Source organism: Ruegeria sp. AD11(2025) (genome assembly GCF_056542405.1).
The window spans coordinates 19,934-46,489 of record NZ_JBQFZU010000023.1 but is presented as its reverse complement, the minus strand read 5'-3'; the positions used below and the strand labels follow the sequence as shown (position 1 = coordinate 46,489).

At 59.7% G+C, this 26,556-nt stretch carries 26 protein-coding genes; 8 read left to right on the top strand and 18 right to left on the bottom strand.

The genetic code is table 11. The features are described 5' to 3' along the window. Nucleotides 1-34: 34 nt before the first annotated feature. Nucleotides 35-436 (bottom strand): MerR family transcriptional regulator, encoded by a 402-nt coding sequence (locus tag ACR1XY_RS18540; RefSeq protein ID WP_480595398.1) that lies wholly within the window; start codon nt 434-436, stop codon nt 35-37. A gap of 281 nt (nt 437-717) precedes the next feature. After that, nucleotides 718-1,086, bottom strand: a complete 369-nt coding sequence (locus ACR1XY_RS18535) for a MerR family transcriptional regulator (RefSeq protein WP_480595397.1) — start codon at nt 1,084-1,086, stop codon at nt 718-720. A 112-nt stretch (nt 1,087-1,198) separates the two neighbouring features. On the opposite strand from ACR1XY_RS18535, the gene ACR1XY_RS18530 reads away from it, so the two are divergent. Genes ACR1XY_RS18530 through ACR1XY_RS18520 form a run of 3 tightly spaced genes read left to right on the top strand, consistent with a single transcriptional unit; the run spans nt 1,199 to nt 3,459 of the window. Then, nucleotides 1,199-1,618, top strand: coding sequence for a PaaI family thioesterase (locus tag ACR1XY_RS18530; RefSeq protein ID WP_170325473.1), 420 nt, complete (start codon nt 1,199-1,201; stop codon nt 1,616-1,618). Beyond that, complete coding sequence (locus ACR1XY_RS18525) at nt 1,618-2,136, top strand: PaaI family thioesterase (protein WP_480595396.1); 519 nt, start codon at nt 1,618-1,620, stop codon at nt 2,134-2,136. Before ACR1XY_RS18530 ends, ACR1XY_RS18525 begins: the two co-directional genes overlap by 1 nt. 6 nt (nt 2,137-2,142) lie before the next feature. Beyond that, a complete protein-coding gene (locus ACR1XY_RS18520; protein WP_480595395.1) occupies nt 2,143-3,459 on the top strand; it encodes an MATE family efflux transporter in 1,317 nt (438 codons plus the stop codon). Here the strand turns inward: ACR1XY_RS18520 and arsC are convergent. From arsC to ACR1XY_RS18500, 4 genes are read right to left on the bottom strand one after another with little or no spacing between them, the layout of a single operon-like run. Beyond that, entirely contained in the window at nt 3,456-3,797 is a 342-nt protein-coding gene (gene arsC, locus ACR1XY_RS18515; RefSeq protein ID WP_480595394.1) for an arsenate reductase (glutaredoxin), read from the bottom strand. The genes ACR1XY_RS18520 and arsC overlap by 4 nt on opposite strands. Then, nucleotides 3,794-4,852: a quinone-dependent dihydroorotate dehydrogenase gene (locus ACR1XY_RS18510; RefSeq protein WP_480595393.1), complete on the bottom strand. Its 1,059-nt coding sequence runs from the start codon at nt 4,850-4,852 to the stop codon at nt 3,794-3,796. The genes arsC and ACR1XY_RS18510 overlap by 4 nt, the downstream gene beginning before the upstream one ends. Further along, nucleotides 4,849-5,280, bottom strand: a complete 432-nt coding sequence (locus ACR1XY_RS18505) for a DUF1330 domain-containing protein (protein WP_480595392.1) — start codon at nt 5,278-5,280, stop codon at nt 4,849-4,851. Before ACR1XY_RS18505 ends, ACR1XY_RS18510 begins: the two co-directional genes overlap by 4 nt. Further along, entirely contained in the window at nt 5,277-5,615 is a 339-nt protein-coding gene (locus tag ACR1XY_RS18500; RefSeq protein ID WP_480595391.1) for a DUF952 domain-containing protein, read from the bottom strand. The genes ACR1XY_RS18505 and ACR1XY_RS18500 overlap by 4 nt, the downstream gene beginning before the upstream one ends. Nucleotides 5,616-5,723: 108 nt before the next feature. On the opposite strand from ACR1XY_RS18500, the gene ACR1XY_RS18495 reads away from it, so the two are divergent. After that, entirely contained in the window at nt 5,724-7,307 is a 1,584-nt protein-coding gene (locus tag ACR1XY_RS18495) for a bifunctional metallophosphatase/5'-nucleotidase (protein ID WP_480595390.1), read from the top strand. 63 nt (nt 7,308-7,370) lie between these two features. On the opposite strand, the gene ACR1XY_RS18490 is transcribed toward ACR1XY_RS18495, so the two are convergent. Further along, complete coding sequence (locus ACR1XY_RS18490) at nt 7,371-9,023, bottom strand: tetratricopeptide repeat-containing sulfotransferase family protein (protein ID WP_480595389.1); 1,653 nt, start codon at nt 9,021-9,023, stop codon at nt 7,371-7,373. 55 nt (nt 9,024-9,078) lie between these two features. On the opposite strand from ACR1XY_RS18490, the gene ACR1XY_RS18485 reads away from it, so the two are divergent. Both ACR1XY_RS18485 and mnmH read left to right on the top strand, forming a co-directional pair. Then, a complete protein-coding gene (locus ACR1XY_RS18485) occupies nt 9,079-9,744 on the top strand; it encodes an SOS response-associated peptidase (RefSeq protein ID WP_480595388.1) in 666 nt (221 codons plus the stop codon). 44 nt (nt 9,745-9,788) lie between these two features. Beyond that, a complete protein-coding gene (gene mnmH, locus ACR1XY_RS18480) occupies nt 9,789-10,841 on the top strand; it encodes a tRNA 2-selenouridine(34) synthase MnmH (protein WP_480595387.1) in 1,053 nt (350 codons plus the stop codon). Here the strand turns inward: mnmH and selD are convergent. Genes selD through ACR1XY_RS18445 form a run of 7 tightly spaced genes read right to left on the bottom strand, consistent with a single transcriptional unit; the run spans nt 10,832 to nt 18,915 of the window. Beyond that, on the bottom strand, nt 10,832-12,991 hold the full coding sequence (gene selD / locus ACR1XY_RS18475; protein ID WP_480595386.1) for a selenide, water dikinase SelD: 2,160 nt from the start codon (nt 12,989-12,991) through the stop codon (nt 10,832-10,834). The two genes, mnmH and selD, sit on opposite strands and share 10 nt — an antisense overlap. Before the next feature lie 5 nt (nt 12,992-12,996). Further along, complete coding sequence (locus ACR1XY_RS18470) at nt 12,997-13,383, bottom strand: Na+/H+ antiporter subunit G (RefSeq protein ID WP_480595385.1); 387 nt, start codon at nt 13,381-13,383, stop codon at nt 12,997-12,999. A 7-nt stretch (nt 13,384-13,390) separates the two neighbouring features. Continuing rightward, nucleotides 13,391-13,660, bottom strand: coding sequence for a K+/H+ antiporter subunit F (locus ACR1XY_RS18465; RefSeq protein ID WP_480595384.1), 270 nt, complete (start codon nt 13,658-13,660; stop codon nt 13,391-13,393). Then, a complete protein-coding gene (locus ACR1XY_RS18460; RefSeq protein WP_170400266.1) occupies nt 13,657-14,154 on the bottom strand; it encodes a Na+/H+ antiporter subunit E in 498 nt (165 codons plus the stop codon). Before ACR1XY_RS18460 ends, ACR1XY_RS18465 begins: the two co-directional genes overlap by 4 nt. Next, the gene (locus ACR1XY_RS18455; protein ID WP_480595383.1) at nt 14,154-15,692 is read right to left on the bottom strand and encodes a monovalent cation/H+ antiporter subunit D; all 1,539 of its coding nucleotides are present in this window, start codon (nt 15,690-15,692) and stop codon (nt 14,154-14,156) included. The genes ACR1XY_RS18460 and ACR1XY_RS18455 overlap by 1 nt, the downstream gene beginning before the upstream one ends. Then, a complete protein-coding gene (locus ACR1XY_RS18450; RefSeq protein WP_480595382.1) occupies nt 15,689-16,048 on the bottom strand; it encodes a Na+/H+ antiporter subunit C in 360 nt (119 codons plus the stop codon). The genes ACR1XY_RS18455 and ACR1XY_RS18450 overlap by 4 nt, the downstream gene beginning before the upstream one ends. Next, nucleotides 16,048-18,915 (bottom strand): monovalent cation/H+ antiporter subunit A, encoded by a 2,868-nt coding sequence (locus ACR1XY_RS18445; RefSeq protein ID WP_480595381.1) that lies wholly within the window; start codon nt 18,913-18,915, stop codon nt 16,048-16,050. Before ACR1XY_RS18445 ends, ACR1XY_RS18450 begins: the two co-directional genes overlap by 1 nt. A 224-nt stretch (nt 18,916-19,139) precedes the next feature. On the opposite strand from ACR1XY_RS18445, the gene ACR1XY_RS18440 reads away from it, so the two are divergent. Together ACR1XY_RS18440 and ACR1XY_RS18435 are read left to right on the top strand one after the other, a co-directional pair. Next, nucleotides 19,140-19,613, top strand: a complete 474-nt coding sequence (locus ACR1XY_RS18440; RefSeq protein WP_480595380.1) for a rhodanese-like domain-containing protein — start codon at nt 19,140-19,142, stop codon at nt 19,611-19,613. Beyond that, nucleotides 19,610-20,425, top strand: a complete 816-nt coding sequence (locus tag ACR1XY_RS18435) for a CE1 family esterase (protein ID WP_480595379.1) — start codon at nt 19,610-19,612, stop codon at nt 20,423-20,425. The genes ACR1XY_RS18440 and ACR1XY_RS18435 overlap by 4 nt, the downstream gene beginning before the upstream one ends. A gap of 99 nt (nt 20,426-20,524) precedes the next feature. Here ACR1XY_RS18435 and mdoH read toward each other — a convergent pair whose 3' ends face one another. The 4 genes from mdoH to ACR1XY_RS18415 are packed head-to-tail and all read right to left on the bottom strand — an operon-like array spanning nt 20,525 to nt 26,507. Further along, a complete protein-coding gene (gene mdoH / locus ACR1XY_RS18430; RefSeq protein WP_480595378.1) occupies nt 20,525-22,393 on the bottom strand; it encodes a glucans biosynthesis glucosyltransferase MdoH in 1,869 nt (622 codons plus the stop codon). Then, nucleotides 22,390-23,889, bottom strand: a complete 1,500-nt coding sequence (locus ACR1XY_RS18425) for an OpgD/OpgG family glucan biosynthesis protein (protein WP_480595377.1) — start codon at nt 23,887-23,889, stop codon at nt 22,390-22,392. The genes mdoH and ACR1XY_RS18425 overlap by 4 nt, the downstream gene beginning before the upstream one ends. Continuing rightward, nucleotides 23,886-25,103 carry an OpgC family protein gene (locus tag ACR1XY_RS18420; protein ID WP_480595376.1) on the bottom strand — a complete coding sequence of 406 codons (1,218 nt, stop codon included), beginning with the start codon at nt 25,101-25,103 and terminating at the stop codon, nt 23,886-23,888. Before ACR1XY_RS18420 ends, ACR1XY_RS18425 begins: the two co-directional genes overlap by 4 nt. A gap of 33 nt (nt 25,104-25,136) precedes the next feature. Next, nucleotides 25,137-26,507, bottom strand: a complete 1,371-nt coding sequence (locus ACR1XY_RS18415; protein ID WP_480595375.1) for a tetratricopeptide repeat protein — start codon at nt 26,505-26,507, stop codon at nt 25,137-25,139. Nucleotides 26,508-26,556 lie beyond the last annotated feature (49 nt).

Genomic DNA, 26,556 nt, shown 5'->3' with positions numbered 1-26,556 from the left:
TAAATTCAGATGTCCGGGGATTGAGCCGCTGGGGTTACCCGGCGGCTTTTTTCTCGTTGTTTATTGAGGCGATGACTTTCTCGCCCCAGCGCAGCTGTTCTTTCAGATCGTCAATGGCTTGCGTCAGCTCTTCGCGGCGGGCTTCCATGTCCGACAGGCGTTCACGTGCGATTTCAATCGTACGGATCATCTGGGTCATTTGTTGGTCACCCACATGGTACAGATCCAGCAATTGCCGGATCTCTTCCAGGCTGAAGCCGAAACGCTTGCCGCGCAGGATTAGTTTCAGGCGCGCCCGGTCCCGTTTGGTGAACAGGCGTTTCTGGCCCTCGCGGATCGGGAACAAAAGTTCCTTTGCCTCGTAAAAACGCAATGTGCGCGGCGTGACATCGTAGGTCTCGCACATTTCACGGATGGTCATCAGGTCTTCGGTCATGGTTTCAGCACTCTCGTCACTGGCGTCTAAAAAAGTCAGGTGCGCAGTCGATGCGCACGTTACAACACGTAGATGACGTTCACGTAATGCAAACGCTACGTCACATTGAAAGTTGACGTAGCATCCTTTCGCGTCAAGGTGCCTGATGCGCAGGTTTTTGGAATTGACGTAACGGAATTTCAGCCGGGAGAGGGCGTTGGCTATCTGACACTGAACCACAACGGGCCAGCGCAAGGCTGCAATGCGCGGGCTTCAGGTATCAGCAAAGGAAGTGAGTATGTTCAGCGCAGCGATTTGGCGGTCTGGTTACGCAGACGCTGAAGTTCGTCCATCGCCTCATCCAGCTGCTGCCGCTGCTTCTGCAGTTCGGGCATCTGCCGGTCAGCCAGTTTCACGAACTCGGCCATCTGCGCCTGATTACCCTGATCTTCATAGATCAACAGCCACTGGCGAATCTCTTCCAGCGAGAATCCAAACAGGCGACCGCGCATGATCAGCTTCATCCGGGCGCATTCACGGGGACCGTAATACCGGCTGCGGCCTTCGCGTTCCGGCTGCAAAAGCTCGATATACTCGTAGTAACGCAAGGTGCGCTTGGTTACGTCGAACTCTTCGCACATCTCGTTTAATGACAAACGGTTGTCAGTCATTTTCGATCTCCTTGGCTGCAAACTAGGCCGTCGTGGCGGCAAGCGCAACAGGCGGTCTTGCTCTTTTGCAAGGCACAGGCTCATAAAGAAGGAAATTAGGGGGGCACCACGCATGGTCGACAAAGTAGAAATTGCGCGCCGGTTCATCGAGGCGATTCCACACGCCAAAGCGCTTGGGCTCAAGCTGACTACAATCAGCGATGGTGAGGCCGCGATTTCCATGCCGTATAACGCCGATCTGGTCGGAGACCCCAGAACCGGTGTCATCCATGGTGGCGCGGTATTTGCCGCGTTGGATACCTGCTGCGGTGCGGCCGTCATGTGTCACCCGTCGGCGCCCGGAGGGACTGCCACGATTGATTTAAGGATCGACTATATGCGCGCCGCGACACCGGGGCAGAGCATCACCGCCCATGCCACCTGCTATCACATCACCCGCAATGTTGCCTTTGTTCGGGCCACAGCGATGGACGAGAATCAGGACCTGCCGGTGGCAACCGCCGCAGGTTCCTTTACGGTGGAGGGTCTGTGATGGCGCGGCCCCGTCCCGAACCGATGCAGGTGGTCAAACAACGCCGCGATGCGGCCCTGAACGCAATTGTCGAAGGCGTGCCGTATATCCGGTTCCTGAATATCACTTTCGACCGGCGCGGTGACGAACTGACCGGAGTGTTGAATTTCGACGACAAGCTGATCGGCAACCCTCTGCTGCCCGCGCTGCATGGCGGGGTTACGGCTGCATTCCTTGAGGTTACGGCCGTTATTACGCTGAGTTGGGAGTATTTCTTTCCCAAGATCGAAAGTGGCGAGATAGAAGCGGAGGAACTATTCAAGGCCGACTCGGTGCGGTTTCCCAAAACCGTAGATTTCACGGTGGATTACCTGCGCTCGGGCCTGCCGCGCGACGCCTATGCGCGCGCCTTTGTCAGCCGCTCTGGCCGGCGTTACGCCTCGGTCCGGGTCGAGGCATGGCAGGACAATCACGCGCGCCCGATTGCGCAGGCGACGGGGCATTTCCTGATGCCGCAATCCAAACCGGTCGCCGGGTAGAACACCGTGCAAACCGCCTCGGCGCCACTCACCCATAAACGGGTGTTGAAGATCGCGGTTCCGATCGTACTGTCCAATGCCACGGTGCCCATTCTGGGGGCTGTCGATACCGGTGTGGTCGGACAGATGGGGCAGGCGGCCCCCATCGGCGCAGTTGGCATGGGCGCGGTTATTCTGGCGACAATCTACTGGATCTTCGGCTTCCTGCGCATGGGCACCACCGGCCTTGCCGCGCAGGCACGGGGGGCCGGGGACACTGCTGAGACCGGCGCATTGCTGATGCGCGGTCTGCTGCTGGGCGGTGCGGCGGGGCTGTTTTTTATAGTCACGCAGATCTGGGTGTTCTGGGGGGCATTCGCCCTGTCACCCGCCAGCCCCGAAGTCGAAGCGCTGACGCGGGATTATCTGCAAATACGCATATGGGGCGCACCGGCGACAATTGCCCTCTATGCGGTAACAGGCTGGCTGATCGCGGTCGAGCGAACGCGCGGCGTGTTCATCCTGCAGGTCTGGATGAATGGGCTGAACATCTTGCTGGATCTGTGGTTCGTGCTTGGACTTGGCTGGGGCGTTGAAGGTGTCGCCATCGCCACTCTGATCGCCGAATGGACCGGGTTGGCACTGGGTCTTTGGCTGTGCCGCGGCGCGTTTCAGGGAAGCCAGTGGTGCGACTGGCCGCGCATATTCGATGCGGCCCGGCTGCGGCGGATGATGCAGGTGAACACGGACATTATGATCCGCTCGGTCCTGCTGACCGGAGCGTTCACTACCTTTCTGTTTGTCGGCTCCGATCTGGGCGATGTGAATCTAGCGGCCAATCAGGTGTTGTTGCAGTTTCTTGAAATCACCGCCTTTGCTTTGGACGGCTTTGCCTTCTCGGCCGAGGCCCTGGTCGGAAGCGCCGTGGGCGCGCGCGACCGGTATCAGGTCCGCCGTGCGTCGATCATGGCGTCGCAATGGGGCGTGGGCGGAGCTTTTGCTCTGGGTACTGTATTCTACCTGGCCGGACCGACCCTGATCGACCTGATGACCACTTCGCCCGAAGTGCGGGGCGCCGCACGGGACTATCTGATATGGGCCGCTCTGGCCCCGGCGATCGGAGTGGCGAGCTGGATGTTCGACGGCATCTATATTGGGGCCACATGGACCCGCGCCATGCGCAATGCGATGCTTCAGTCGGTCGTAATCTATGTCGGCGCGCTGTTCATTCTTGTGCCGACGCTGGGCAATCACGGACTGTGGGCCGCGCTGATGGTTCTGAATATCGCGCGCGGCATTACGCTGGGCTGGCGTTATCCCCGGTTGGAGGCGCAGGTGGCTTAAAGCAGCGTAAGCAGGTTTTCGGGCGGGCGCCCGATGGCCGCCTTGTCGCCTGCAATGGCCAGAGGGCGCTCGATCAGGATCGGGCTTTCGGCCATGGCGGTGATCAGGTCATCTGCAGGCGTGTCCTTGGTCAGACCCAACTCTTTGAACCGCTTTTCACCCGTCCGCATCATGTCGATGGCATCAATGCCCAGCTGATCCAGCACGCTGCGAAGCTCGTCCGCCGAAGGCGCGTCCTCAAGGTATTTGCGAATTTCGACTTGCGCGCCGTTCTCTTCCAGCAACGCCAGCCCGGCGCGGGATTTCGAACAGCGCGGGTTGTGCCAATATGCGATCACAGCCAGTCCTTTCTTTTACTTCCAACGGCTTGCGTGACAGAGTTGAACCCGTCTCGCGCCAGCAATTCATCCAAGCCCTGTGCAATCTCAGCGGCCAGAGATATCCCGCCATAGACAAGCGCCGTATATAACTGCACGGCAGAGGCCCCGGCACAAATCTTGGCGTAGGCCTGTTCCGAATTGCTGATGCCGCCCACGCCGATCAAGGGGATACTTCCCTCGGTCAGTTGGCCGAGCCGGGCCAGAACCCGCGTCGATTTCTCGAACAAGGGTGCGCCTGACAACCCGCCAGCTTCCCCCTTGTGGTCGCTGCGCAACCCGTCACGGGACAGGGTGGTGTTGGTTGCGATCACCGCGTCCACGCGGGTTTCTGAGGCGACTTCGGCGATGTCCCGCAATTCCGCTTCGGTCAGGTCGGGCGCGATCTTCAGGAAAACCGGGATTGGGTGCGACAGCGTATTGCGCGTTTCGATCACGCCTCCCAGCAGCGCGCCAAGCGCCGCCTTACCCTGCAAATCCCGCAGCTTTTCAGTGTTGGGGGACGAAACATTGACCGTGGCAAAATCCAGATACGCCGCGCAATGGGCGAGAACCTTGGCAAAGTCGCCGGGCCGGTCGTCACTGTCCTTGTTCGCGCCAAGGTTCAGGCCGATCACTGCGTCCTTGGGGCGCTCCGCTAGGCGGCTTGCCATGGCTTCCATGCCTTCGTTGTTGAAGCCAAAGCGGTTGATGGCGGCTTTGTCTTCGGACAGTCGGAACAGACGGGGCTTCGGGTTGCCGGGCTGCGGGCGCGGCGTGACTGCGCCTACTTCGATGAAACCAAAACCAGTGCGAGAGAGAGGGGTCAGAACCTCTCCGTTCTTGTCGAATCCCGCGGCCAGTCCTACTGGGTTGGGCAGATCCAGGCCGGCTACTTGGGTTTTCAGCCGGGGCGATGTTACCGGTCCCGGCATAGGGGCCAGACCGGCCCGCAACGCCTTGATCGACATGCCATGGGCGGCTTCCGGGTCCAACTTGTGGAGGACGGCAAGCCCTAGTTTCTCTGTCAATTTCATCCGAAAGTCTCTCCGCCATTTGCCGGTGCGCATCGGATCAGGCGCGAGGTTTCAACCGCCGCTTGTCGATGTATGACCGCCGCTTGGTAAACCGGGTCCGTCACCATTTCAAGGAACGCGTGTGCCGATGGATATCGGGCGATGAACACTTCATCCCATACCTCATCTTGCGGACCGATCAGGGTGGTCTGATACGCGCCACGCCACAGGATCGACGCCCCCAGCCGTGCAATGATCGGGGCGGTCTCGACCCCATAGTTGCGATAGGCCTGCGCGCCGGTCAGCCCGGCCTTGGCCAGTTCGTGCCCAGCGGGGTAGACCGCCTGCGCACGAAACTTCAAAAGGTTCAACATCTCGATCGGATGATTGCGGTCCAGTGCCTTGAACGCCTCAAACTGGGCACGGTCGGGGTCGATGAACGCGGTCATACCATCTCTGCCGGGAACTGGTGCGCCTGCCCGTCAAAGGGCAGGGCGCGCGACCAGACCACATCCGTCATGCGAATTTGGCGGTAGAGATGCGGAAACAAGGCGCCGCCGCGCGATACCTCCCATTTCAGGTCGCTGCCCATCGCATCCGCGTCGCAGGCCAGCAGGGTCAGCCCCTCGGCCTTGGCAAAATGTTTGACTGCGGTCTCGGCGGCTTGTTCGGCGGTCGAGAAATGGACAAAGCCGTCGGCAACATCAATCGGTGCGCCTTTAGTGGCCCCCTGATCCTGCAAAATAGCCCATTCATCGGCCCGGAAAATCTTGTAAATCAGCATGAGGAGGTGATGCCCCGCGGAACAGGCAGAATCAAGCCGGATTTCCCCCTTTGACTCTTCTTGTCGCTGAGCGCACCATCGCGGCAAACAAATACAGGGAGTATCAATATGTTCACCCATTTTCTGGCGTCAGTGGCCGTTCTGGGCCTGACCGCAGGTATGGCCGCGGCGGAGTATAAGCTGACGATTCTGCACACAAATGACCTTCACAGCCGTATCGAGTCGATCAACAAATACGACTCGACCTGCGACGCCGAGGACGAAGCCGAAGGCAAATGCTTTGGCGGTGTTGCCCGGCTGAAAACCATAGTGGACACCAAGCGGGATGAACTGGCGGATCAGAATGTGCTGTTGCTGGATGCCGGTGACCCGTTTCAGGGATCGCTGTTCTATACAACCTACAAAGGCGCGGCCGAAGCCGAATTTATGGAGGCTATCGGCTATGACGCCATGGCGGTCGGCAACCACGAATTCGACGATGGCCCCGAAGGTCTGGCTGCGTTCATCGACGCCGTCAGCTTTCCGGTCATTTCGGGCAACCTCGATCTTTCGTCCTCGGCCGAGTTGAACGGAAAGGTTGAAAACCATCTTGTGCTTGAAGTTGGAGGTCAGAAGATCGGCATCGTCTCTGCTCTGGCAACGGACACGGTAGATACTTCCAGCCCCGGCAAGGACGTGGTCTTTCAGGATGAAATCGACAGCCTGACCGCCGATGTCGAGGCGCTGCAGGCCGAAGGCGTCGATATCATCATCGCGCTGAACCATGTTGGTCTGGCAAAGGATATCGAGATTGCCGAGAAGGTGCCCGGCCTTGATCTGGTGATCGGTGGGCATTCCCACACATTGCTGTCCAACACGCAGGAAGGCGCGGCGGGTTCATACCCGTTGATGGTCGGCGATGTGCCGGTTGTTCAGGCCTATGCCTATTCCAAATATCTGGGCGACGTCACGCTGACTTTTGACGACGACGGCAACCTGATTTCGGCTGAAGGCGAACCCATTTTGCTGGATGCTTCGGTTGAACCGGATGCAGACATCGCTGCGCGTGTTGCCGAAATGGGCGCCCCGATTGAAGAGATGAAAAAGCGCGTTGTTGCCAATTCTGCTGACGCTATCCAGGGCGACCGAGCGGTCTGCCGTGTGCAGGAATGTGAGATGGGCAATCTGGTTGCTGACGCCATGCTGGCAAGGGTTGCCGATCAGGGCGCGCAGATCGCGATTGCCAACTCGGGCGGGTTGCGGGCCTCGATCGATCCTGGTGAGGTGACTATGGGTGAGGTGCTGACCGTGCTGCCCTTCCAGAACACGCTTTCAACCTTTGAGATCAGTGGTCAGACGGTCATCGACGCGCTGGAAAACGGCGTCAGTCAGGTCGAAGAGGTCAAGGGCCGCTTCCCGCAGGTCGCGGGCCTGACCTTCACCTGGGACCCGTCGGTTGCGCCGAACGAAGGGCGGATCACCGAGGTGATGGTCGCCGAGGGGGATGGTTTCGTTCCGATTGATCCCGCTGCCACTTATCTGGTGGTCACCAACAACTATGTCCGCAACGGCGGTGACGGTTATTCCATGTTCGAAGGTGACGACAAGAACGCCTACGATTTTGGTCCTGATCTGGCCGATGTAACGGCGGAATACCTCGCCGAGAACGCGCCGTATCAGCCTTATCTGGACGGGCGCATCAAGCAGAAATAATCTTGTGCCCCTGTAATCAAAAAGGCCGCATCGCCCGATGCGGCCTTTGTTTTTACGGCTTGCTCAACCGAGGTCATATTCAGGCCAGAGCGCCGGGTCGAAACCGTCCAGCATGGGTTGCAGGTGTTTGGACACGCTCTGCCATCCACCGACCGATTTGGTCGAGATCTTGTTGCGGACCTGATCGATACTGGCAGTTCTGACCTGCTTTTTGTTTTCCTCTGGGCGCATCATCGTTTCATGCCATTCAATACCGCAGAATGTAGCGACCTGTTGGCTATAGCTTTTCGGATCGGCGACCAGCTTTTCGTAAGGAACGGTCAGAATGCGGTCTCCGAACACGGCATCCCAATGGGCCATATAGCGGCGGTACAAATTCGCCGAGTGTGCAATGGCCGAAAGATTCGAGGCATAGCGCATTCCACCTGCCGGGAACCGCCTGATCCATTTGGACAGCCCGACGTCACGGGGGTCTCGCAGCATGTTAATTACTTTCGCGTTGGGGAAGGCGGACAACAGGAAACCAACATTCTGGTAGTTGTGCGGCAACTTGTCGACAAAGGCGACAGATCCGTCAGGGACCGGTGGCATCAGTTTGCGGAACTGACAGGCAAATTCGGCGAAGTTTGCCGCATCGAAGCTCTGATCATTTTTTACGAATTCACGGGACAGATCGCCGCCCAGCGTCAGTTCCCCGCACCCGGCAATATCAGGGGCCGAACTCAGCATCATTTCCATCAACGTGGTGCCCGATCGGGGTTGTCCGATAACAAAGACCGGAACCGGTGTATCGCTTAGCCCAGAGTCAGGTATACCGATACCGGCGGGGAAAAGTCCGGTGATCCGCTCCAGTTTTTTCTCTTCGGCGTCCGCGTCGTAGGGGTTGCTCTCATGCTGTATCGCGTTGGCCCGCAGGAACTGTGGCATGGCCGCGTCCAGGCCATCCATTTTTGAGATCAGATGCGCCTTGGCGAATTCAAGCTCCAAATGATCACCGTCTCTGTTGCTGATGGCGGTTTCGACGGCCTCAAGCAATTCCGGAGCCTCCTCTTTGGTGGCCATTGTGGAAAGCTGCAGCAACGCCGAAATATGTTCTGGGTTTGTCTCCAGAATGCGCAGCAGGATGTCTCGGGCACCATTCTTGTCACCGCTCTGGTGCAGGTTCACTGATTTGTCGAATGCAATTACGGAATTGTTCGGATCCAGCTCATAGGCACGGGAAATGTCACGCGAATTGTCATCGACAAACCCGATCTTCGCGTAGGCCCGGGCCCGCTTGGCCAGAAGATGCACATCGTCGGGTTCGCTTGCCAGCTTCTTGCTCGCATGTTCGATGATCATGCGCCAGTTGCTGCCCTTAAGGTGGATCTCATCCAGGACGCGGTTCAGTTCTTTGTTATTCGGGAACTGTTCCAGCTTTTGCTCTGTATAATCCAGCGCTTTGGGGATCTGCCCGGTCTGCATCAAAGCATTGGCCAAATTTTCCACGAATTGCGGATCGTCCGGTTTCATTCGGGACGCTTCAATAAAATGCGGGATGGATTTCTTGTACTGTTCCATCTCGGTCAGCACAAAGCCCGAGATGGCGTGGAAATCTGAATCCTTCGGGAATTTCTTGACGCCGAGCTGAGCTTTTTTTAGCGCCTGTTGCAGCTTGCCTGCCTCCAGAGCGGCCACTGCCTTGCCTTTGAGGGTTTTCGCTGTTTGATTTTGCATGAGACCCCGGGACATCCTGTGCCTGTATGAAACGACTAATGATGGTTCATTACCCATGTGCGGACGGTTTGCAATAACCCTTCCCAATGATGCGATGGCGCAGCTGTTTTCTGCGCGACCGGCGAACACGCTGCCAGCGGTGCCGAATTTCAACGTCTGTCCGACCAATCAGGTGCACGTGGTCCGCGCCGGAGAGAGCGGGCGCAGGTTGGACCCGCTACGCTGGGGGTTTCTGCCGCATTGGTACAAGACCGAAACCGCCGGACCCCTGCTGATCAATGCGCGGGCCGAAACGTTGGCGGAAAAACCTGCGTTTCGTGCGGCTTGTCGCGAACGGCGATGCCTGATCGCAGCGACCGGATTCTACGAATGGACAAAGACCGATCAGGGCACGCGCCTGCCTTGGTATATTCACCGCAAGGATGGCGCGCCGATCGCCTTTGCCGGAGTCTGGCAAGACTGGGGGCAGGATGAGGCTCGGCAAGGTACCTGTGCCATCGTAACGACACCCGCCAACACCCATCTCAGTGCCATCCACCACCGGATGCCGTTGATCCTTGAGCCCGATGACTGGCCGCTGTGGCTGGGTGAGGCCGGGAAGGGGGCCGCGCGTCTGTTGCGACCCGGCGCCGAGGGTGTTTTGGACTTTTACCGTGTCGATCCAGCGGTGAATTCGAACCGCGCCAGCGGGTCCGAACTGATCGAGCCGATCCCGGCATGACGGCGCGCCTTTTCAATGCGGCCTTTGCAGGATAGACCCTTGATATGGCTTTGAACTTCACCGACCTGCCCAGCCTTTACGCGCATGATTTCGATACGGTTATTGATGTGCGCAGCCCGGCGGAATTCGCCGAAGATCATCTGCCCGGTGCCATTAACTTGCCGGTTCTGGACGATAAAGAACGCGCGCGAGTGGGGACGATCTATGTACAGGAAAGCCCCTTTCTGGCCCGCAAGCTGGGCGCGGCGCTGGTATTCCGTAACGCGGCCAACCACATCGAACACAGCCTGTCACACCACGAAGGTGGCTGGAAATCTCTGGTCTATTGCTGGCGGGGCGGGCAGCGGTCGGGGTCTTTCACCTGGATGCTGCAACAGATCGGCTGGCGGGCCGAGGTGGTCGAGGGCGGGTATCGCACTTATCGTCGTCTGGTGAACCGGTTTCTGTACCAGGACCCCTTACCCCATCGTCTGATCGCGTTGGACGGCTACACAGGCACGGCCAAGACCGACCTTCTGGCCCGTCTGGAAACGCGTGGTGTTCAGGTTCTGGACCTGGAAGGGCTGGCCAATCATCGCGGCTCATTGCTGGGCGAGATGCCAGGCGGGCAACCCAGCCAGAAGGCGTTCGAATCCGCTCTGTCCGCTGCGCTGTGCGGGCTCGATCCGGCGCGCCCGGTTGTGGTTGAGGCCGAGTCCTCCAAGATCGGTTCGTTGATCCTGCCACCAAGCGTATGGGCCGCTTTGCGCAACGCGCCGCGTATTCAGGTCCAGGCCTCAATCGAGGCGCGCATCGCCTATCTGACCCGCGCCTATGACGACATTCTGTCGGATGCAGAGCGGTTGCGCGACCGGCTTTCTCCGCTGCGGTTCCATCGGGGGCATGAGGTTGTGGATGGTTGGTTTTCCCTGATCGACGCGGGCGACAAACAGGCGCTGACACGGGCGCTGATGGAACAGCATTATGACCCATCCTATGCCAAATCCAGCCGCGTTAGCAGCGTCGAGGTTGTTGCAAAGGTAAACGCGACAGCGCTTGACGGCGCGGGTCTGAACGACGCGGCCGCGCGGATCGAACGGATTCTGGATCAGCTTTGAAGGCGCAGGCCAGGTGTGTCGGACATGTATCCGATGATGACCGCCGGATAACCCGCGTGCCTCAGCTGTTCGCACAGCCCCGGCGCCTGGCCAGCCGCGACGGCGGCCAGCAACCCTCCGGCTGTTTGCGGGTCGAACAACAGGTCGGTCCTGTCGCCAAACGGCAAATCCGGAGCGATCGACCGATTGTCATCGAATATTGTTGACCGGACGCCTTGGGTGCTCAACGCCAGCGCGCCGGCCAACAGCGGAATTGCTTCCAGATCGAGAGTTGCACCGCAGTCCGAAGCCTCGCACATGCCCAGCAGATGCCCGGCCAAACCAAAGCCCGTCACGTCGGTCATCGCATGAGCGCCTGCCAGAATGCGGGAGGCTTCTCCTTGCGGTTGAACCATCTGCCGGAAGGCATCGACAACCCATTCGCCCTGGGCCTTGCCTGCCATTTCGGCGGCCATCAACACGCCGCTGCCCAAAGGTTTTGTTAGTATCAGTGCGTCGCCCGGATGGGCACCCGCCAGGGTGATCGGGTCGGTCTCGCACAAGCCGGTAAGGGTGAAGCCGATGGTCATCTCATCGCCCATTGAGCTGTGGCCACCCACGATTTCAGCCCCGGCTTTGCGCATGACCTCGGTTGCGGCGGTCATGATCTCGGCCATGGTCCGTTGCTGCAATTCGGGGGACATGCGGGGCAGGATGATCGTTGCCGTTGCCGCTTGCGGGCTGGCACCCATGGCCCAGATATCCCCAAGCGCGTGAACGGCGGCGATGCGGGTCATCAGCGCCGGGTCATAGGTGAAACCGCGTAAATGGTCCGAGGTCATCACCTGCTGCACCTCACCGGTCGTCAGCAATGCGGCGTCGTCTCCGGGCAGGGAGGTGATATCTGCGCGCTCAGGCGCGGGCAGGTCGCGCAGTGCAGCCTGCAGCGCGCCGCGCCCGACTTTTGCGCCACAACCGCCGCACATGGGTTTTTCACCTAGTGCCTCATGCAGTCCGGCCGCGTGAAACCGCGGCATTGGAGGGCGCGCCATTTCGGGCAGGTCGCGGAACCTGTTCATGAAAGTCTGGTCGATATGGTTCTTCCAGCGCCACATCAAAGGCCCGCTGAAAGAGGTGCCCAACCGTTCGGCCAGTGCGGATTTTCCGCCCAGAGAGATCAGCTTCAGATAGTCTTTCTGCGGTGTGTACCGCCGCATCCGTCCTGCACCCAAAGCGGCGCGCAGATTGTTGAACAGGACCGGAGCCTCTCGCACCGCATACACCCCTGCCTTGGGGCGCGGGCTTTCCGACAGATGGGCGCAATCCCCGGCGGCAAAGATCACGGGGTCGCTGGATTGCAGGAACCCGTTCACGCGGATGTAACCGTCCTGCAGATCAAGGCCCGTTTGGGCGATCCAGTCATAGGGACGGGCACCGGCGGCGCCGGTCACGAACGCGGCCGGAATTTCACGGCCATCCTCCAGAACAACATGATCGGCCTCGATGCGGGAAATGGGCGTGTTTTCGATCAGATCAACGTTCAGATCAGCCATTGCCTTCCGAATGGTCGCGCTTGCCTTTGGCTTTGTAGCAGTCAGGGCTTGGGCGTTGTCGATCAGGGTCACCCGCGCGGCGCGGCCCTTGGCGCGCAAGGCGTGAGCCATTGCCATCACCAGTTCCACCCCCGCCACACCGCCGCCGATCACTGCCACTGAAGCGGGGCCGGTGCCCTGCAGGTACGTGGCCCAACGCGCCGCGAAAGACCCCAGTGGTTTGGCCGGGATCGCATGGTCGGCAAAACCGGGCAGGGCGGGCATGTCCGAGGTGATCCCCACATTGACCGAGGCCACATCGAACGCCACCGGAGGGCGGCCGGGTGCATGGACCAGACACCGATCAACTTCGATCCCTTCGACCGGGGCAAGGATGACGCGCGCACGGGCAAACCGGGCCAGGCGCACCAGATCTATATCCAATTCCCGGCGGTCATAGTGTCCGGCGACATAGCCAGGCAGCATACCGGAATAAGGCGCAGTAGGACCGGGGTTGATTACCGTTAGCCGTGCGCCGGGCAGCGGGTTCATCCCCCATTTGCGCAGCACCAGCGCATGGGTATGCCCGCCGCCAATCAGAACCAGATCACGGGTCAGGGGCAGCGGAGGGTGATGCATGAGAACTAATTCGCAGTGTGGTCAGGGACATCCTCGACCTGCTCGACCGCGTGAGTGGCCCATAGTTCATCCTCGCCCGCGTCCGGCAGATCGTTGGGCTTTTCATGGCGGTGAATGTGCCATTTGGCAATGAACAGTGCCGTGATCGGCGCGGTCAGAAACAGGAAAAGTGTGATCAGCAGTTCGTGCAGCGACAGGTGCTGCTCGATCAGGACTGAGTGGCAAATCGACGCCAGCAACACACCACCCACGCCCAGCGTGGTCGCCTTGGTGGGCGCGTGCAGGCGGGACATCGGGTCTTTCAGTTTGATCATACCGAACGATCCGACAAAGCCGAAGATACCAGAGATGATCAGAAAGAACGCGATCAGAATTTCGAAAAGGAACTCCATGTCGCCCTCACTCGATGATATTGCCGCGCAGCATGAAGCGCGCATAGGCCACGGTTGAAACAAAGCCAAGCATGGCGATGATCATCGCGGCCTCGAAGAAAATCTCGGTGCCCAAGTGCAGCCCGTAAAGGATCAACAACGCGATGGTGTTGATCACCATCGTATCCAGCGCCAGAACCCGGGTGCCGACGCCTTCGGCCGAGATGATCCGATAGAGGCATAGCATGATGGCCGTTCCAAAACAGGCGAAGGCAAACCAGATCGCAACCTCGATCATTCGAAAATCTCCTTCAGGCGACGTTCATATCGCTGTTTAATCTGATCCCGTACCGCGTCCGGGTCGGGCGCATCCAGGCAGTGAACCAGCAGGTTATGCCCTTGTGCAGACAGGTCTGAGCTGACCGTGCCTGGGGTCATCGTGATGGTTCCCGCCAAAACCGTGATTGCCTCGGGTGTGCGCAGTTCCAGCGGAACGCAAATCCAGTTGGGTTGCCGGTCGGCATCGCGTTTGAACAGGATGATCTTTGCCACCGTGATATTGGCAATCACGATATCCCACAGCACCACCAGCATATATTCCACCACCATCGGCCAGTTGCGCAGCTTGGGGCGGTCGGGCCAATAGGGCTGGGTGACGAACGGGATGATAATCCCAAGGATCAGGCCGAAGACCAGCGAATTCAGCGAGGGTTCGTTGGCCAGCAGAACCCACACAATTGTCAGCAGGATGGTCAGGTGAGGGTGCGGGAAAATCCGGTGCAGAAGTCTCATCATTCTTCTCCTCCCAGAACGGCCGAGATGTAGTGTTCGGGTGTGAACAGCTGCTCAGCGGTTTTGCCAGCATAATTCAGAGCTGGACCTGCGAACAGGGTCAGCATGACAAGGCCCAGCACCAGCCCAAAGACGGACGAGAAGGCCAGCCCAGCGTTTGGCTCGGGCGCGGGTTGGGCGGGGGGCTCTTCATCTTCTTCGGGCGCAGGGTTGTGTTGGGCGTCGTGGCTTTTCCAGAAAATCAGCGAACCCGCGCGCGCGAGCCCGACAATGGTGACAAACGACCCGATCAGAACGACCGCCCAGATCGCGTTTGCATCCGGCGCGTCGCGGGATGCGTCCAGAACCAGCAGTTTGCCAATGAAGCCCGACAGCGGCGGCATCCCCGCCAGCGCGATAGCACCGACAAAGAACAGGGCCGAGATCAGACCGCTCTGCGGCATGGGTGTCTTGGGTTCGATGGAGCCGCCCTGACGCTCCATAACCAGATCGGCCACAAGGAACAGCAATGCCGTCGCAAGGGTTGAATGATAGATGTAGTAGAGCGCCGCAGCGGTGGCGGTTTCCGTGAACAGCGAAATGGCAATTAACAGCGTCCCCATCGACGCGATGGCGCAAAAGGCGACCATCCTCGCGATGTGCTGTGTGCCGAGAATGCCGACGGTGCCAACGGCCAGCGTCACCAAGGCTGCGGGTTGCAGCCATGCGCCGACCAGTCCTTGTGTCGCCTCAACCTCGGGGCCGAAGCCCAACGTGTACATCCGCAGGATCGAGTAAGCCCCGACCTTGGTCATGATCGCAAAAAGGGCGGCCACCGGCAGGGGCGCATTGGCATAGCTGGCGGGCAGCCAGAAATGCAGCGGCAGAACGGCGGCCTTGATACAGAACACCAGCAGCAAAAGAACGGCCCCGACACGCAGCAGCGCTGTGTCATCAGCCGGAAGCTCGGCCACGCGCAGCGCCATGTCCGCCATGTTCAGCGTTCCGGTCACGCCATAAAGCGTCCCAAGCGCAAACAGGAACAGGGTCGAGCCCAGCAGGTTATAGGCTACATATTGCACACCTGCTTTCAGGCGCACCGCACCACCACCGTGTGTCATCAGACCGTAGGACGCGATCAGCAGGACCTCGAAGAACACGAACAGGTTGAACGCGTCACCGGTCAGGAACGCACCGCAGACGCCCATGAGCTGGAAATGAAACAGCGCGTGGAAGTGCTTACCTCTGTCATCCCAACCCGACGCAATTGCATAGAGCACAATAGGCAGGGCCAGCAGAGCGGTCAGCAAAACCATCATGGCAGACAGTCGATCCAGCACCATCACGATACCGAACGGCGCAGGCCAGTCACCAAGTTCATAGACCTGAATATCGCCGCCAGAGGCCTGCGCGGTGATGGTAAGGGCAATGCCAAGCAGCGCCACCACACCAGCAACTGAAAAGATGCGCTGCAGGTCCAGGTGGTATCGCAGGACCATGATGATGAATGGAGCCAGGATCGCGGGCAGGACGATCGGCGCTACGATCCAATGGTTCATGCGTCTTCTCCTGCGCCGTCCACGCTGTCCCGCGCGGTCATGTCGATATGGTCATCTTTCGAGGACAGATAGGCGGACAGCGCGATCATCACGATCACCGCTGTCATCCCGAACGAGATCACGATGGCCGTCAGCACCAGCGCCTGCGGCAAGGGATCGGTGTAAGGAACGTCTTCGTATTTGTTCAGAACGGCCGGTGCATCCAGTGCCAGCCGTCCGGTTGCGAACAGGAACACGTTCACCGCGTAGGTGATGAGAGACAGGCCCAGGATCACGGGAAATGTCCGGCGGCGCAGGATCAGGAAAATCCCGGCGGCGGTCATGATGCCTACGGCGGAGGCTACGAGCGCTTCCATCAGGCCTGCTCCTTCTTTTCTTCTTCTTTCAGGTCGTCCCGCAGCGGGTTGATATCCATCGGAAATTCCTGTGCCATGCCCGGCTGCCACGCGAACCGCGACAGGCTGTCCAGCGCCAGCATCACCGCGCCCAGAACCGCAAGGAACACGCCGGTGTCAAACAGGATAGCGGTGGCCCATTCGAACTCTTCCAGCGGCGGCCAATGGATGTAACCGAAATCGCTGGTTAGGAATGGACGTTCGTTGAACCAGGCGCCAATCCCGGTGGCTGCCGCGATCAGAATACCCCAGCCGATAGTTCCGTGGTAATAGAACCTCTGCCGTTCGATGGCCCATGTATAGCCACTGGCCATGTATTGCATCAGGAACGCGATCGCGACGATCAGACCGGCAATGAACCCACCACCTGGCTGGTTATGTCCGCGGAAAAAGATGTAGGCGCCGACCATCAGGGCAATTGGCATCATCACGCGGGTCGCCACCACCATCATCAGCGGATGGGAATCCCCCGATTGCGGCCAGTGCGGTTTTCGGTTCAGCAGATAGGCGCGGACGTTCGAGCCCAGAACCGCCTCGGTCAGGGCAAAGATGATCAGTGCGGCTATGCCCAGAACGATGATCTCGCCAAAGGTATCAAAGCCCCGGAAGTCCACCAGGATCACGTTGACCACGTTGGTGCCGCCACCGCCTTTATACGAATTCGCCAGATGGAATTCCGAGATCGTCGGGAAGGCAAAGTCCCGCAGCATCAGCGCGTAGATCAAGCCGCCGGTGCCAAGACCTGCCACGACCGAGATAGCTGCATCTCGCCAGCGCCGTGCGGCGCTGCTGTCCCACGGCGTATCCGTGGGCAGGAAATTCAGCGACAGCAGCAACAGGATCATCGTCACCACCTCGACCGAGATCTGCGTCAGCGCCAGATCCGGGGCCGACAGATAGTTAAACGCCATCGAAACGATCAGGCCGACCACACCGATCAGCACCAGCGACAGCAAGCGATTGCGGTGGAACCACATGATCGCCAGCGTTGCACCAACCAAACAAATCCAGCCGATGAACGGGATGATCTGTATAGGCAGCGGTTCGCGCGTTTCCGGACCAATTGTCCCGGTTGTATAGGCGTAATAGCCAAGCCCGACGGTGAAAGCGATCAGGATGATTGCATAGCGGCTGATCACACCATTGTGCAGCGTGTCGGTGACCCACCGGCTGAGCGTGGTCAAGGCGCCGATCACGGCTTCAAAGATCGTCTTGGCCTCGGGGCGGGGCAGGGCATTCCAAAGTGCCTCTCCCCGGCGGTGCAGCCCCAGCAGGAACAGACCGCCCAGCGTGGCCACGACAGACATATACAGCGCAGGCGTGAACCCGTGCCACAGTTTCAGCGAGTAATAGGGCAGTTTCTCACCACCGATCACAGCGCTGGACACAACCGCGACCAGAGGCCCGACGATAGCCGCCGAGTACAGCCCGATCAAAACAACCAGCACCACAAGGAAAGCCGGAGCCAGCCAAAGCCCGACAGGTGGGTCATGCGGGTGGTGCGGGTAATCGGTGCGTTGTGGGCCGAGGAAGACATGGCTGACAAAGCGGAAGGAATAGGCCGCCGAGAATAGCGCCGCCAGCAACGCCAGCCCCGGAACCAGATAATGCGAGTTCAACCACGTGGTGTGGACTGTCTCTTCCAGCATCATTTCCTTGGACAGGAACCCGTTCAGCGGCGGCAGGCCCGCCATCGACAGGGCGGCAATCGTGCCGATGGTAAAGGTAATCGGCATCAGTTGCCGAAGCCCGCCCAATCGCTTGATATCACGGGTTCCGGTTTCGTGATCCACAATCCCGGCGGTCATGAACAGAGCACATTTAAAAGTCGCGTGATTGATGATGTGGAAGATAGCGGCCACGGCGGCAATCTTGGTGCCAAAGCCCAGCAGCATCGTCACCAGCCCCAGATGCGACACAGTCGAAAACGCCAACAGCGCCTTGAGGTCGTCCTTGAACAGCGCGATGCAGGCGCCGATCAACATGGTCACAAGACCTGTTGTCGCAACGATATAGAACCAGGCATCGGTCCCCGCCAAAACCGGCCACATCCGCGCCATCAGGAACAGCCCGGCCTTTACCATCGTGGCCGAGTGCAGATAGGCCGAAACCGGCGTTGGTGCGGCCATCGCGTGCGGCAGCCAGAAGTGAAACGGGAACTGCGCCGATTTGGTGAAACAGCCCAGCAGGATCAGGATCAGCGCCGGCATGTAGTAGGGCGACGCCTGGATCAGTTCCTTGTTTTGCAAGATCACGCTCAGGTCATAAGACCCCACGATATTGCCAAGGATCAGCATCCCGGCAATCATCGCCAGCCCGCCGGAACCGGTAACGGCCAGCGCCATCCGTGCGCCCTGACGACCTTCGGGCAGGTGCTTCCAATAGCCGATTAGCAGGAATGAGCTAAGCGACGTAAGCTCCCAGAATATAAGCAGAAGAAGGATGTTGTCAGAAAGGACAATCCCGACCATCGCGCCCTGAAACAGCAGCAGATAGGTATAGAACTGCCCCATCGGGTCCTCGCGCGACAGGTAGAACCGGGCATAGAGGATGATCAGCAATCCGATCCCCAGGATCAGCAGGGCAAACAGGAACCCCAGACCGTCTAGCATGAAATTCGCGTTCAGTCCCAACGCTGGTATCCACTCGAACCGCGCCGTAACGACATCTCCGCGCATGACCGACGGGATGTGAATCAACAGCCCCATAAGCGCCAGAAATGTCGTCAGCCCGGCGGCTGATGCTGCTGCGTTTCGTCCTGCCCGGATCAGAAGGGCTGGAAAAACAGCTCCGAGGAAGGGAAGGGCCGCGATGAGGAATAGGGACAAGTGCGATACTCCGGTCTGAGCGGTCAAAAGTAATCCTGATTTTGTAAGGATAATTTTCTGACTGTCCAGCTATTGCAGGTTTTTAGCTGCATTCTAGAAGCGTCGCGCCGATAGCGTTTCAGGTGCGAAATAATGACGCGAACTTGATCTGCCGCCCGGATTTCACCACAGCGCCAACCCGACGACTGTGATAGAACCGGCCTGTCCGCGCAGGAGGTTGCTGTATGGCTGAAATGGTGAACCGGACCCGAAGATGGGTGTTGCTTGGCGGGGGTGCGGCCTTTGCCGCCGGTTTCGCCATCCGGCAATACCGCCTGATCCCCCCGGATTATGCGGGTGAAAAACTGAGTGTTGCAGACGCACATGAGCAGGCGTTGTCGGGCGAAGTTCTGTTGGTGGATATCCGAACCCCGCGCGAGTGGAAGGCCACGGGCGTTGCTGAAGGCGCGTACCAGCTGGATATGCGCCGGGATGATTTTGAGCAGGCGCTGGCGCAGCTTGTCGGTGGAGACCGCAATACTCGGGTTGCGCTGATTTGCGCCCGCGGGGTGCGGTCGGCCCGTCTGAGCAACCGGTTGATTGAGGTCGGGTTCACAAATGTCATAGATGTGCCCGAGGGCATGTTGGGGTCGGCCGCAGGGCCGGGATGGGTGCGCGCCGGGTTGCCTGTGCAGCGTAATACAGGAGAGACAGGATGATCCGGGAAATGACGCTGGCAACCGGGCTGGCGCTGGCGGGCCAGATGGGTTTTGCTGCTTGTGCCGATCAGGAAGGCATGTGCGAAACCGCAACAGGCGGCTATCACATCGAAATGCCCGAGGCGGAAAACCCGCCGCTGGTGGTGTTTCTGCACGGCTATGGCGGTACCGCCACGGGAACGCTGAAGAATCGCAGCATGGTCGAGCCTCTGCTGGCGCGGGGGTATGCGGTGATGGCCCCGGAAGGGTCCCAGCGGAATGGCCGCCAAAGCTGGAACTTCTTTCCCGGATGGGAAGGGCGCGAAGAAACGGCTTTTTTGACCGAGGCTGTTCAGGATGCCTCGGACCGGTTCGGGGTGGATGCTGACCGGGTGGTGTTGGGTGGTTTCTCGGCGGGTGCCTTCATGGTCTATTACCTTGCCTGCGCCGCGCCGGAAACGTTTTCGGCCTATGTGCCCGTTTCGGGCGGTTTCTGGCGCCCACAACCCGTAGCCTGCGACGGCCCGGTGCGCTTGTTTCACACTCACGGTTGGACCGATAATGTGGTGCCGCTGGAGGGGCGACTGTTGGGGGGCGGCCGGTTCCACCAGGGCGACATCTTTGCCGGTCTGGAAATCTGGCGCGTTGCCAACGAATGCGCCGACACCAAACCCAGCGGGTTTTCCACCACCGGCCAATTCATGCGCCGCTATTGGACTGGATGCGCCGAGGGCAGCGCGCTGGAATTTGCGCTGTTCCCCGGCGGCCACGGGGTGCCCAAGGGCTGGGCGGACATGATGGTCGATTGGTACGAAGGTCTGCCGGGTGGTTGATCCAGGCGCTTTGCGTTCAGTTGGAAACGAAACGCCCTGACTCTCCTGTTGGACGAACGCGCATTTCCTTGCTGGTGCTCACATGAAACGCAAAGCACTTTACTCGGCAGGGGTCATGACGCCTTTGCCTTCGATCAGACGCTTCAGTTCGTCCCGGTGACGCCGGGCCGAGCGGGTAATCGCAGGTTCCCGGAAATCCTCTCTCATCCCGACCATACGCCGCGCAGCCCCGGCCGAGACACCACTGAGCGCGGACAGAGGGATTGCCAGCGCAAGGCTGATCGCGATTGGTGCCAACCAGACTGAAACAAGGCCGGACAGGATGCCAACGCTCAGCGCGATGCCGCTGATAGATTCCAGCGTGTGGCACAGGATCAGTGTGCGCAAGCTGTAGGTGCCGCCGTCCCGCGCCTGCGGTGACCAGCCTTTTTGAATGCCCAGTACCGTGCGGAACACAGCGATCATCTGCTGTACCATCAGGATCGGGGCATAGAGTATAGACAGGATCACCTCGGCCAGAAATGACGTCAGGAACTTGGACCCGCCGCCGAACTCTGCATAGCGCACCCCGCTCAGGGGCAGGGCCAGAACACCTAGCACTTTTGGGGCCAATAGCATCGCGTACATTACCAGAATGATCAGCACGTGGCGTGTTTCCGACATCTCGGGCCATTGCGGGAACATCGGGTTGTCGGGGCTGAAATAGTGCAGGACCGAGGCATCTTCACCCTGACCAATAAGCGCCCACATAACCAGCAGGGCAAACCACAGCGGCGACATCAGATAGCCGACCGCGCCGTGGAACATGTGGAAGCGGGACACGGCTCGGAACCCGGTCGAGCCCAACAGTTTCAGGTGCTGCAGGTTGCCCTGGCACCAGCGACGATCCCGCAGGGCGTGGTCGATCAGAGTGGGCGGAGTTTCCTCATACGAGCCCCGGATGCGCGGCAGGAACCGCACCCCCCAACCGGCGCGGCGCAACAAACCGGCTTCGACGAAGTCGTGGCTCATGATCAGCTTTTCCTGACCATTATAAGCCCGCAGTTTGGGCAGGCCAGCGCTTGTGGCAAAAGCCCGTGTGCGGATGATGGCATTGTGGCCCCAATAGTTGCCTTCCTGCCCGCACCAGCGGGCCAGACCTTCGGCAAAGGCGATACCGTAGACGCCATTGGCGAACTGTTGCATCCGGGCAAAGACCGACTGCGCGCCGATCAGCTGCGGATAGCTCTGGATCAGGCCCGCACCCGGGTCACGCGCCAGCGAGTCCGTCAGCCGCAGGATGGCGCGCCCGGTCATCAGGCTGTCGGCATCCAGCACTAACATCGCATCCCAATCGGCACCCCAGCGGCTGACCCAATCGGCGATGTTGCCGACCTTGCGGTCGGTGTTTTCTTCACGACGCCGGTAGTAGAGCTCCAGACCGGGGGCGAGGGTGGTGCGCAGCGCTTCGACACTGTCCTGCTCCTGCGCCGCGATCTCGGGATCGCGGGTGTCGGACAGGATGAACATCGCGTAATGGTGCTGCCCCCCCCGCGCGCGCAGATCCTCCAACATCGTGCGGGCGTTGCCAAGCACGTTCCACGGCACTTCGTTGTAGACGGGCGTCAGAAGCGCCACACGCAGCGGCTGCGGTCGGGTCTCGCGTTTCGGCGGTTCCTGTCGCGACAGGGACACCATGCCCAGAAGCACTGTGCAGACCGTAAAGGAAATCCAAAAAAAGTTGAACGAGATCAGCGCCAGCAAGACGCCTTCGATCAGATTGATCCCTTCAGCCCCGAACCAATCGCTCATGACCCACAGTAGGCCCAGCGTGGCCGCCATCGCCGGAGAAAACGCCAACGCGCGCCAGAACCCGGCCGAGGGCCGCTGGCCCTCGGGTACCTGCGCATCCCGGAAGTCCGCGCTGAAATCCTGCGCGGGCATGGCCAAAGGCGCCTCCGGGGGCATGATGTGCAAATCCTGGGTCATGCGGTCCAGCGATAAAGCCAGACCTCAGAGGCCGGCTGTTTGTCTTTCAGCAACTGCGCGCGCAGTTCCACGTGGTTGCGGTCGCCCGGCTGAAACGAAAACGCCAGCCGCAGGCCACCGGTATCGGGGTTGCGTTGCAGCACGCCCTCGGAGGTTGCGGCATGGGGCGAGTCGACAAAGATCGTCATCGCCTCGGGATCGTCGAACAGCTCGCTTTCCTCAAAGTCGATGACGGCCAGACGCCCTTCGCCAAAGGTGTTTTCACCCATCGCAGTATTGATTACGCGCGGCATCGGCGTGCGCTGCGGTTCTTCGCCCCAGACCAGTCGATAGGAAAGATCGACCTGAGTGCCTGCTGCATAGGGTTCCATCGGGCGCCAATAGGCTACGATGTTGTCATATATTTCCTGATCGGCCGGAATTTCGACCAACGTGACAGCACCTTTGCCCCAATCGCCATTGGGTTCGACCCAAAGGCCGGGTCGTTTGTGGTAATTCGCCTCAAGATCTGCATAGTCCGAAAACTCACGCTTGCGCTGCAACAAGCCAAACCCGCGCGGGTTCATGTCGACAAAGGACGAAAACTGCAGGCGCGTGGGGTTGGCCAGCGGGCGCCACAGCACCTCACCGGCTCCGTTGCGGATCAGCAGGCCGTCGCTGTCATGGACAGCAGGGCGGAAATCGTCGAACCGGCTGTGGTTGGTCTGATCGAACAGGAACATCGACGTTCCGGGTGCGATGCCGACATGGGTCAGCTCTTCGCGTGGGAACAGAGTGGCCTCGATATCCATCACGCAATCCGCACCAGCGGTGACGTTGAACCGATAGGCACCGGTCACGCTGGGGCTGTCCATCAGCGCATGGACGACCATGCCGCGCTGACCGGGCTTGGGGCGCTCCAGCCAGAAGCGGATGAATTCGGGGAATTCCTCGCCATCCGGGTCACCGGTTTTCAACGCCAGACCGCGGGCCGACAGGCCATAAACCTCGTGCAGTCCAATCGCGCGGAAATAGCTGGCACCCTGCCAGACGCAGAACTCGTCGGTCTTGCCGGGGCGGTGCATTTCAGTGCGCAGGCGCAGGCCGGAAAAACCCAGCGTCTCGTCGATCGGAAGTTCCGGCACGTCCTCGGACTTGTCGAACATGCTCAGATCAAAGGCGACAGGCGCGGCCATCCCGTTTTCGACCGTCATCACCTTCACCGTGCGCGGGAAATACAGGCCGGGGGTGAAGAAATCGACGTTGAAGGGTGTTTCGGTCTCAAACCAAAGCGCACGGTCCAGACGGAACCGGATCGAGCGGTATTGCTGGTATGTCAGGTTCTGCCATTCCTGCGGCACCATCTCGCGTTCGGCGTAAGGCTGGCTGGCCAGTTCCCGGGCCATGGCGATTACGTCGTTGCGATCGAACGGAGTCTCACCTCCTGTGGCAAAGGTGGCCGGCGCAAACGCAAGCGCCGAAGTCGAGGCCAGAAATGCGCGACGCGTAAAATTCATGTCTTTGTTTTCCAAGGTTGAGACTTGAACCAAGCGGCGATGTAAGCCACACCGATGATCAAAGCAAAGCCTATTGTGTTAGCGACGAACACACTGGCAACATCCCGCCCACTCAGGTCCAGTCCGACGCCGATAAGTCGTGCTGCTGCCATGGAAAATACGAACACTGCCAGCGATTGTTGCCCGACCTTGGTGATCACGGTCAGCAGGAATTGCCATACTTTGGCAGCGGCTCCGTGCCCGGTGGCGATCAGGCGGTGGCCGTGCTCGCCTGCGATGACCCAGCCCAGATAGGCCAGCGACAGGAAGTGCAGGTACCGGAACAGGCCAAAGTCTGTCTTGTCGCGTAACTCCTTGGTGACCGGCCAGACCTTACGGATTTCGTCAGCCAGATCGGGGGCTGCAGCATTGATCCAGCTAAACACTTTCCACGAGCCAAATGGCATCGAGAAGATCAGAAAGAGCGCCGCCGCCCAGATCAGGGTCTTGGACACCGGCGGTGCGGGAATCCAGCCGCGCATGAAGGCAAAGCCGGTGAAGAACAACAACTGCCAACCGAAGGGGTTGAAGAACCACTGACGGTCCGACCACGGCTCGGCCGGCAGGTCTAAAACGTCGGTCTGGGCAACCAGCCACAGCGTGACCGAGGCCAAGGCAACCGCCCAGAACCCGATCCGAGACAGGCCCATGACCAGCGGCATCATCGCCAGAACCACCAGATACATCGGCAGGATGTCGAAATAGTTCGGCACATAGGTCAGGGTGAACATCCCGACGATCTGCGGCGCCGGGTCGTTGAAGAAATGCTGCAGGTTCAGCGACGAGATATAATTCTTCTCGAACAGCCCGCTCTGATCCAGCGCTGCCATGGTCATGGCGACAAAGAAGAACAGCGCGATATGCGCCCAGTAAACCTGCCAGATGCGGAAGGCGACGCGGGCGGTGCCCATCCACCAGCCTTTGCGCAGGAACGCCCCGCCGAAAGCAATGGCCGAAGCCATGCCCGAACAGAACACGAAAATTTCAGTCGCGTCCGAGAACCCAAACCGGGCTGGAATCCAGTTGGCCCATGGGTCATTGGGGATATGTGCGATCAGGATGATGAACATCGCTATGCCGCGATAGAAATCCAGCCGCGGGTCGCGCGTGCGCGCAGGGGCAGCCGTCGAGGCCACCACAGGCGCAAAATCAGAAGCGGGCGAAGCTGTCGCCATACGTATTCTGTCCTTCTTGGTTTTTTTGTTTTGTTATTCAGCCGGGACGCTTTGTGCGTCTCCGTTGTCGCGCGCCGCGTCAATCAATGCGCGGCGCGCCAGTGCATAATTATCCTCGCCTCCGGCGCGTTTGGCGCGGCGATCGTCCAGAATGTGCTCGACAGCATCCAGACGGCCCGCGCGCAGGCCAGAATCAATTGTGATGCGCTCGAATACATCACGTTGGGCGTGACTTCCACCTGCCAGTTGCATACCATTTCGGGCACTCGATAAAAAGTCGAATGCCGCACCGTAGAGACCATCGCCGAAGGCTTCGAGCCCCTTAGCGGCTGCAATGCCCGGATCGGACATGCGGATCGGAGTATCCCCCTGATTGCGCTGCGCGTCCTTCTGGATGCGTTGCAACATCTTGTTGGTCGCGTCGGTACGTTTGTCGCCGGTCAGCGCCAGAAGATAGTGCAAATCGGCAAAGATCAGGCAGCCATCTTCGGTCCGGGCAGCGCTCAGGTCGGCCAGCTCTTCCCAGCGGTTGCCGACATCGATACCCTCTAGTTCCATCCGCGACAGCAACGATGTTGCGTTGGAAATATCGCGGTAATCGTCGGTTTTGTCCTGACGGATATAGTTGTCATAAAGCTCCATCACCTGATCGACCTGCCCCAGATCCAGATGCATCAGCGCCTTATGCCACCAGACGTGATAGCGGAAGTTGTTGCAGTGGGTCCACGCATCCTCGCGACCGGCCAGCCAATCCAGACCCAGCTGCGCGTTACCGGTCATTTCATGCACATGGGCCACCGCGTGCAACCCCCAGGCGTCGTCGGATACCATCCACAGCGCCTGACGTCCCGCGATCTCGGCCTTTTCATAGGCGCCCGTTTCTTCCAGCGCGAAGGAATGACAGCCCAGCAGGTATCCACGTCCGGCATGGTCAGGTTCATAGGCGGGCAATACCCGTTCAATCGAACGGCGCATTCCGGCCGAATCGCCCAGAACAAACCGCGTTGCGTGGCTGAGCTTCATCGCCAGCGTATCCTGAGGAGCGGCGCGCAGAATCTCTTCGAACTTCTTTACGGCCTGAGAGGGCAGGTCGGCCAGATACAGACCCAGCGCCTCGATATACAACCGCTCGCGCGCGGAGACTGGCTGTCGTTCCACCGCCGCATTCGCAGCTGCCAGAGCCTCAACCGCGACCGCCGTCATCTCACGCCGACCCAGCAAAACCATGAACAGACCTTTGATCGCGTGACCCAAGGCAAAGTCGGGCTCAAGTTCAAGCACTTTGCCCAGATGTAGCGGCGTGCTGGCCGAATGCGCCATGAAACCAAGCAGAACACCATTCCACGCCTCGACGCTTGCGGGCTGGCTCAGGGTGTTCATCTGTCCGAAAACATCTTGTTTCATGCGTGTGATCCGATCCAATTGTAAATTTCTACATATTCGATGTAGCAGA

Excerpts from the sequence above, each read along its gene's own strand:
- ACR1XY_RS18495 (WP_480595390.1), top strand. The coding sequence starts at position 5,724 with ATGTTCACCCATTTTCTGGCGTCAGTGGCCGTTCTGGGCCTGACCGCA.
- ACR1XY_RS18465 (WP_480595384.1), bottom strand. The coding sequence starts at position 13,660 with ATGATCGAGGTTGCGATCTGGTTTGCCTTCGCCTGTTTTGGAACGGCC.
- selD (WP_480595386.1), bottom strand. The coding sequence starts at position 12,991 with ATGCATCACCCTCCGCTGCCCCTGACCCGTGATCTGGTTCTGATTGGC.
- ACR1XY_RS18535 (WP_480595397.1), bottom strand. The coding sequence starts at position 1,086 with ATGACTGACAACCGTTTGTCATTAAACGAGATGTGCGAAGAGTTCGAC.
- ACR1XY_RS18420 (WP_480595376.1), bottom strand. The coding sequence starts at position 25,103 with ATGGCGACAGCTTCGCCCGCTTCTGATTTTGCGCCTGTGGTGGCCTCG.
- ACR1XY_RS18450 (WP_480595382.1), bottom strand. The coding sequence starts at position 16,048 with ATGGAAGCGCTCGTAGCCTCCGCCGTAGGCATCATGACCGCCGCCGGG.
- ACR1XY_RS18415 (WP_480595375.1), bottom strand. The coding sequence starts at position 26,507 with ATGAAACAAGATGTTTTCGGACAGATGAACACCCTGAGCCAGCCCGCA.
- mnmH (WP_480595387.1), top strand. The coding sequence starts at position 9,789 with ATGGCTTTGAACTTCACCGACCTGCCCAGCCTTTACGCGCATGATTTC.
- ACR1XY_RS18510 (WP_480595393.1), bottom strand. The coding sequence starts at position 4,852 with ATGAAATTGACAGAGAAACTAGGGCTTGCCGTCCTCCACAAGTTGGAC.
- ACR1XY_RS18485 (WP_480595388.1), top strand. The coding sequence starts at position 9,079 with ATGTGCGGACGGTTTGCAATAACCCTTCCCAATGATGCGATGGCGCAG.
- ACR1XY_RS18540 (WP_480595398.1), bottom strand. The coding sequence starts at position 436 with ATGACCGAAGACCTGATGACCATCCGTGAAATGTGCGAGACCTACGAT.
- ACR1XY_RS18490 (WP_480595389.1), bottom strand. The coding sequence starts at position 9,023 with ATGCAAAATCAAACAGCGAAAACCCTCAAAGGCAAGGCAGTGGCCGCT.
- ACR1XY_RS18470 (WP_480595385.1), bottom strand. The coding sequence starts at position 13,383 with ATGGAGTTCCTTTTCGAAATTCTGATCGCGTTCTTTCTGATCATCTCT.
- ACR1XY_RS18505 (WP_480595392.1), bottom strand. The coding sequence starts at position 5,280 with ATGACCGCGTTCATCGACCCCGACCGTGCCCAGTTTGAGGCGTTCAAG.
- mdoH (WP_480595378.1), bottom strand. The coding sequence starts at position 22,393 with ATGACCCAGGATTTGCACATCATGCCCCCGGAGGCGCCTTTGGCCATG.
- ACR1XY_RS18435 (WP_480595379.1), top strand. The coding sequence starts at position 19,610 with ATGATCCGGGAAATGACGCTGGCAACCGGGCTGGCGCTGGCGGGCCAG.
- ACR1XY_RS18500 (WP_480595391.1), bottom strand. The coding sequence starts at position 5,615 with ATGCTGATTTACAAGATTTTCCGGGCCGATGAATGGGCTATTTTGCAG.
- ACR1XY_RS18440 (WP_480595380.1), top strand. The coding sequence starts at position 19,140 with ATGGCTGAAATGGTGAACCGGACCCGAAGATGGGTGTTGCTTGGCGGG.
- ACR1XY_RS18530 (WP_170325473.1), top strand. The coding sequence starts at position 1,199 with ATGGTCGACAAAGTAGAAATTGCGCGCCGGTTCATCGAGGCGATTCCA.
- ACR1XY_RS18455 (WP_480595383.1), bottom strand. The coding sequence starts at position 15,692 with ATGAACCATTGGATCGTAGCGCCGATCGTCCTGCCCGCGATCCTGGCT.
- ACR1XY_RS18460 (WP_170400266.1), bottom strand. The coding sequence starts at position 14,154 with ATGAGACTTCTGCACCGGATTTTCCCGCACCCTCACCTGACCATCCTG.
- ACR1XY_RS18425 (WP_480595377.1), bottom strand. The coding sequence starts at position 23,889 with ATGAATTTTACGCGTCGCGCATTTCTGGCCTCGACTTCGGCGCTTGCG.
- ACR1XY_RS18525 (WP_480595396.1), top strand. The coding sequence starts at position 1,618 with ATGGCGCGGCCCCGTCCCGAACCGATGCAGGTGGTCAAACAACGCCGC.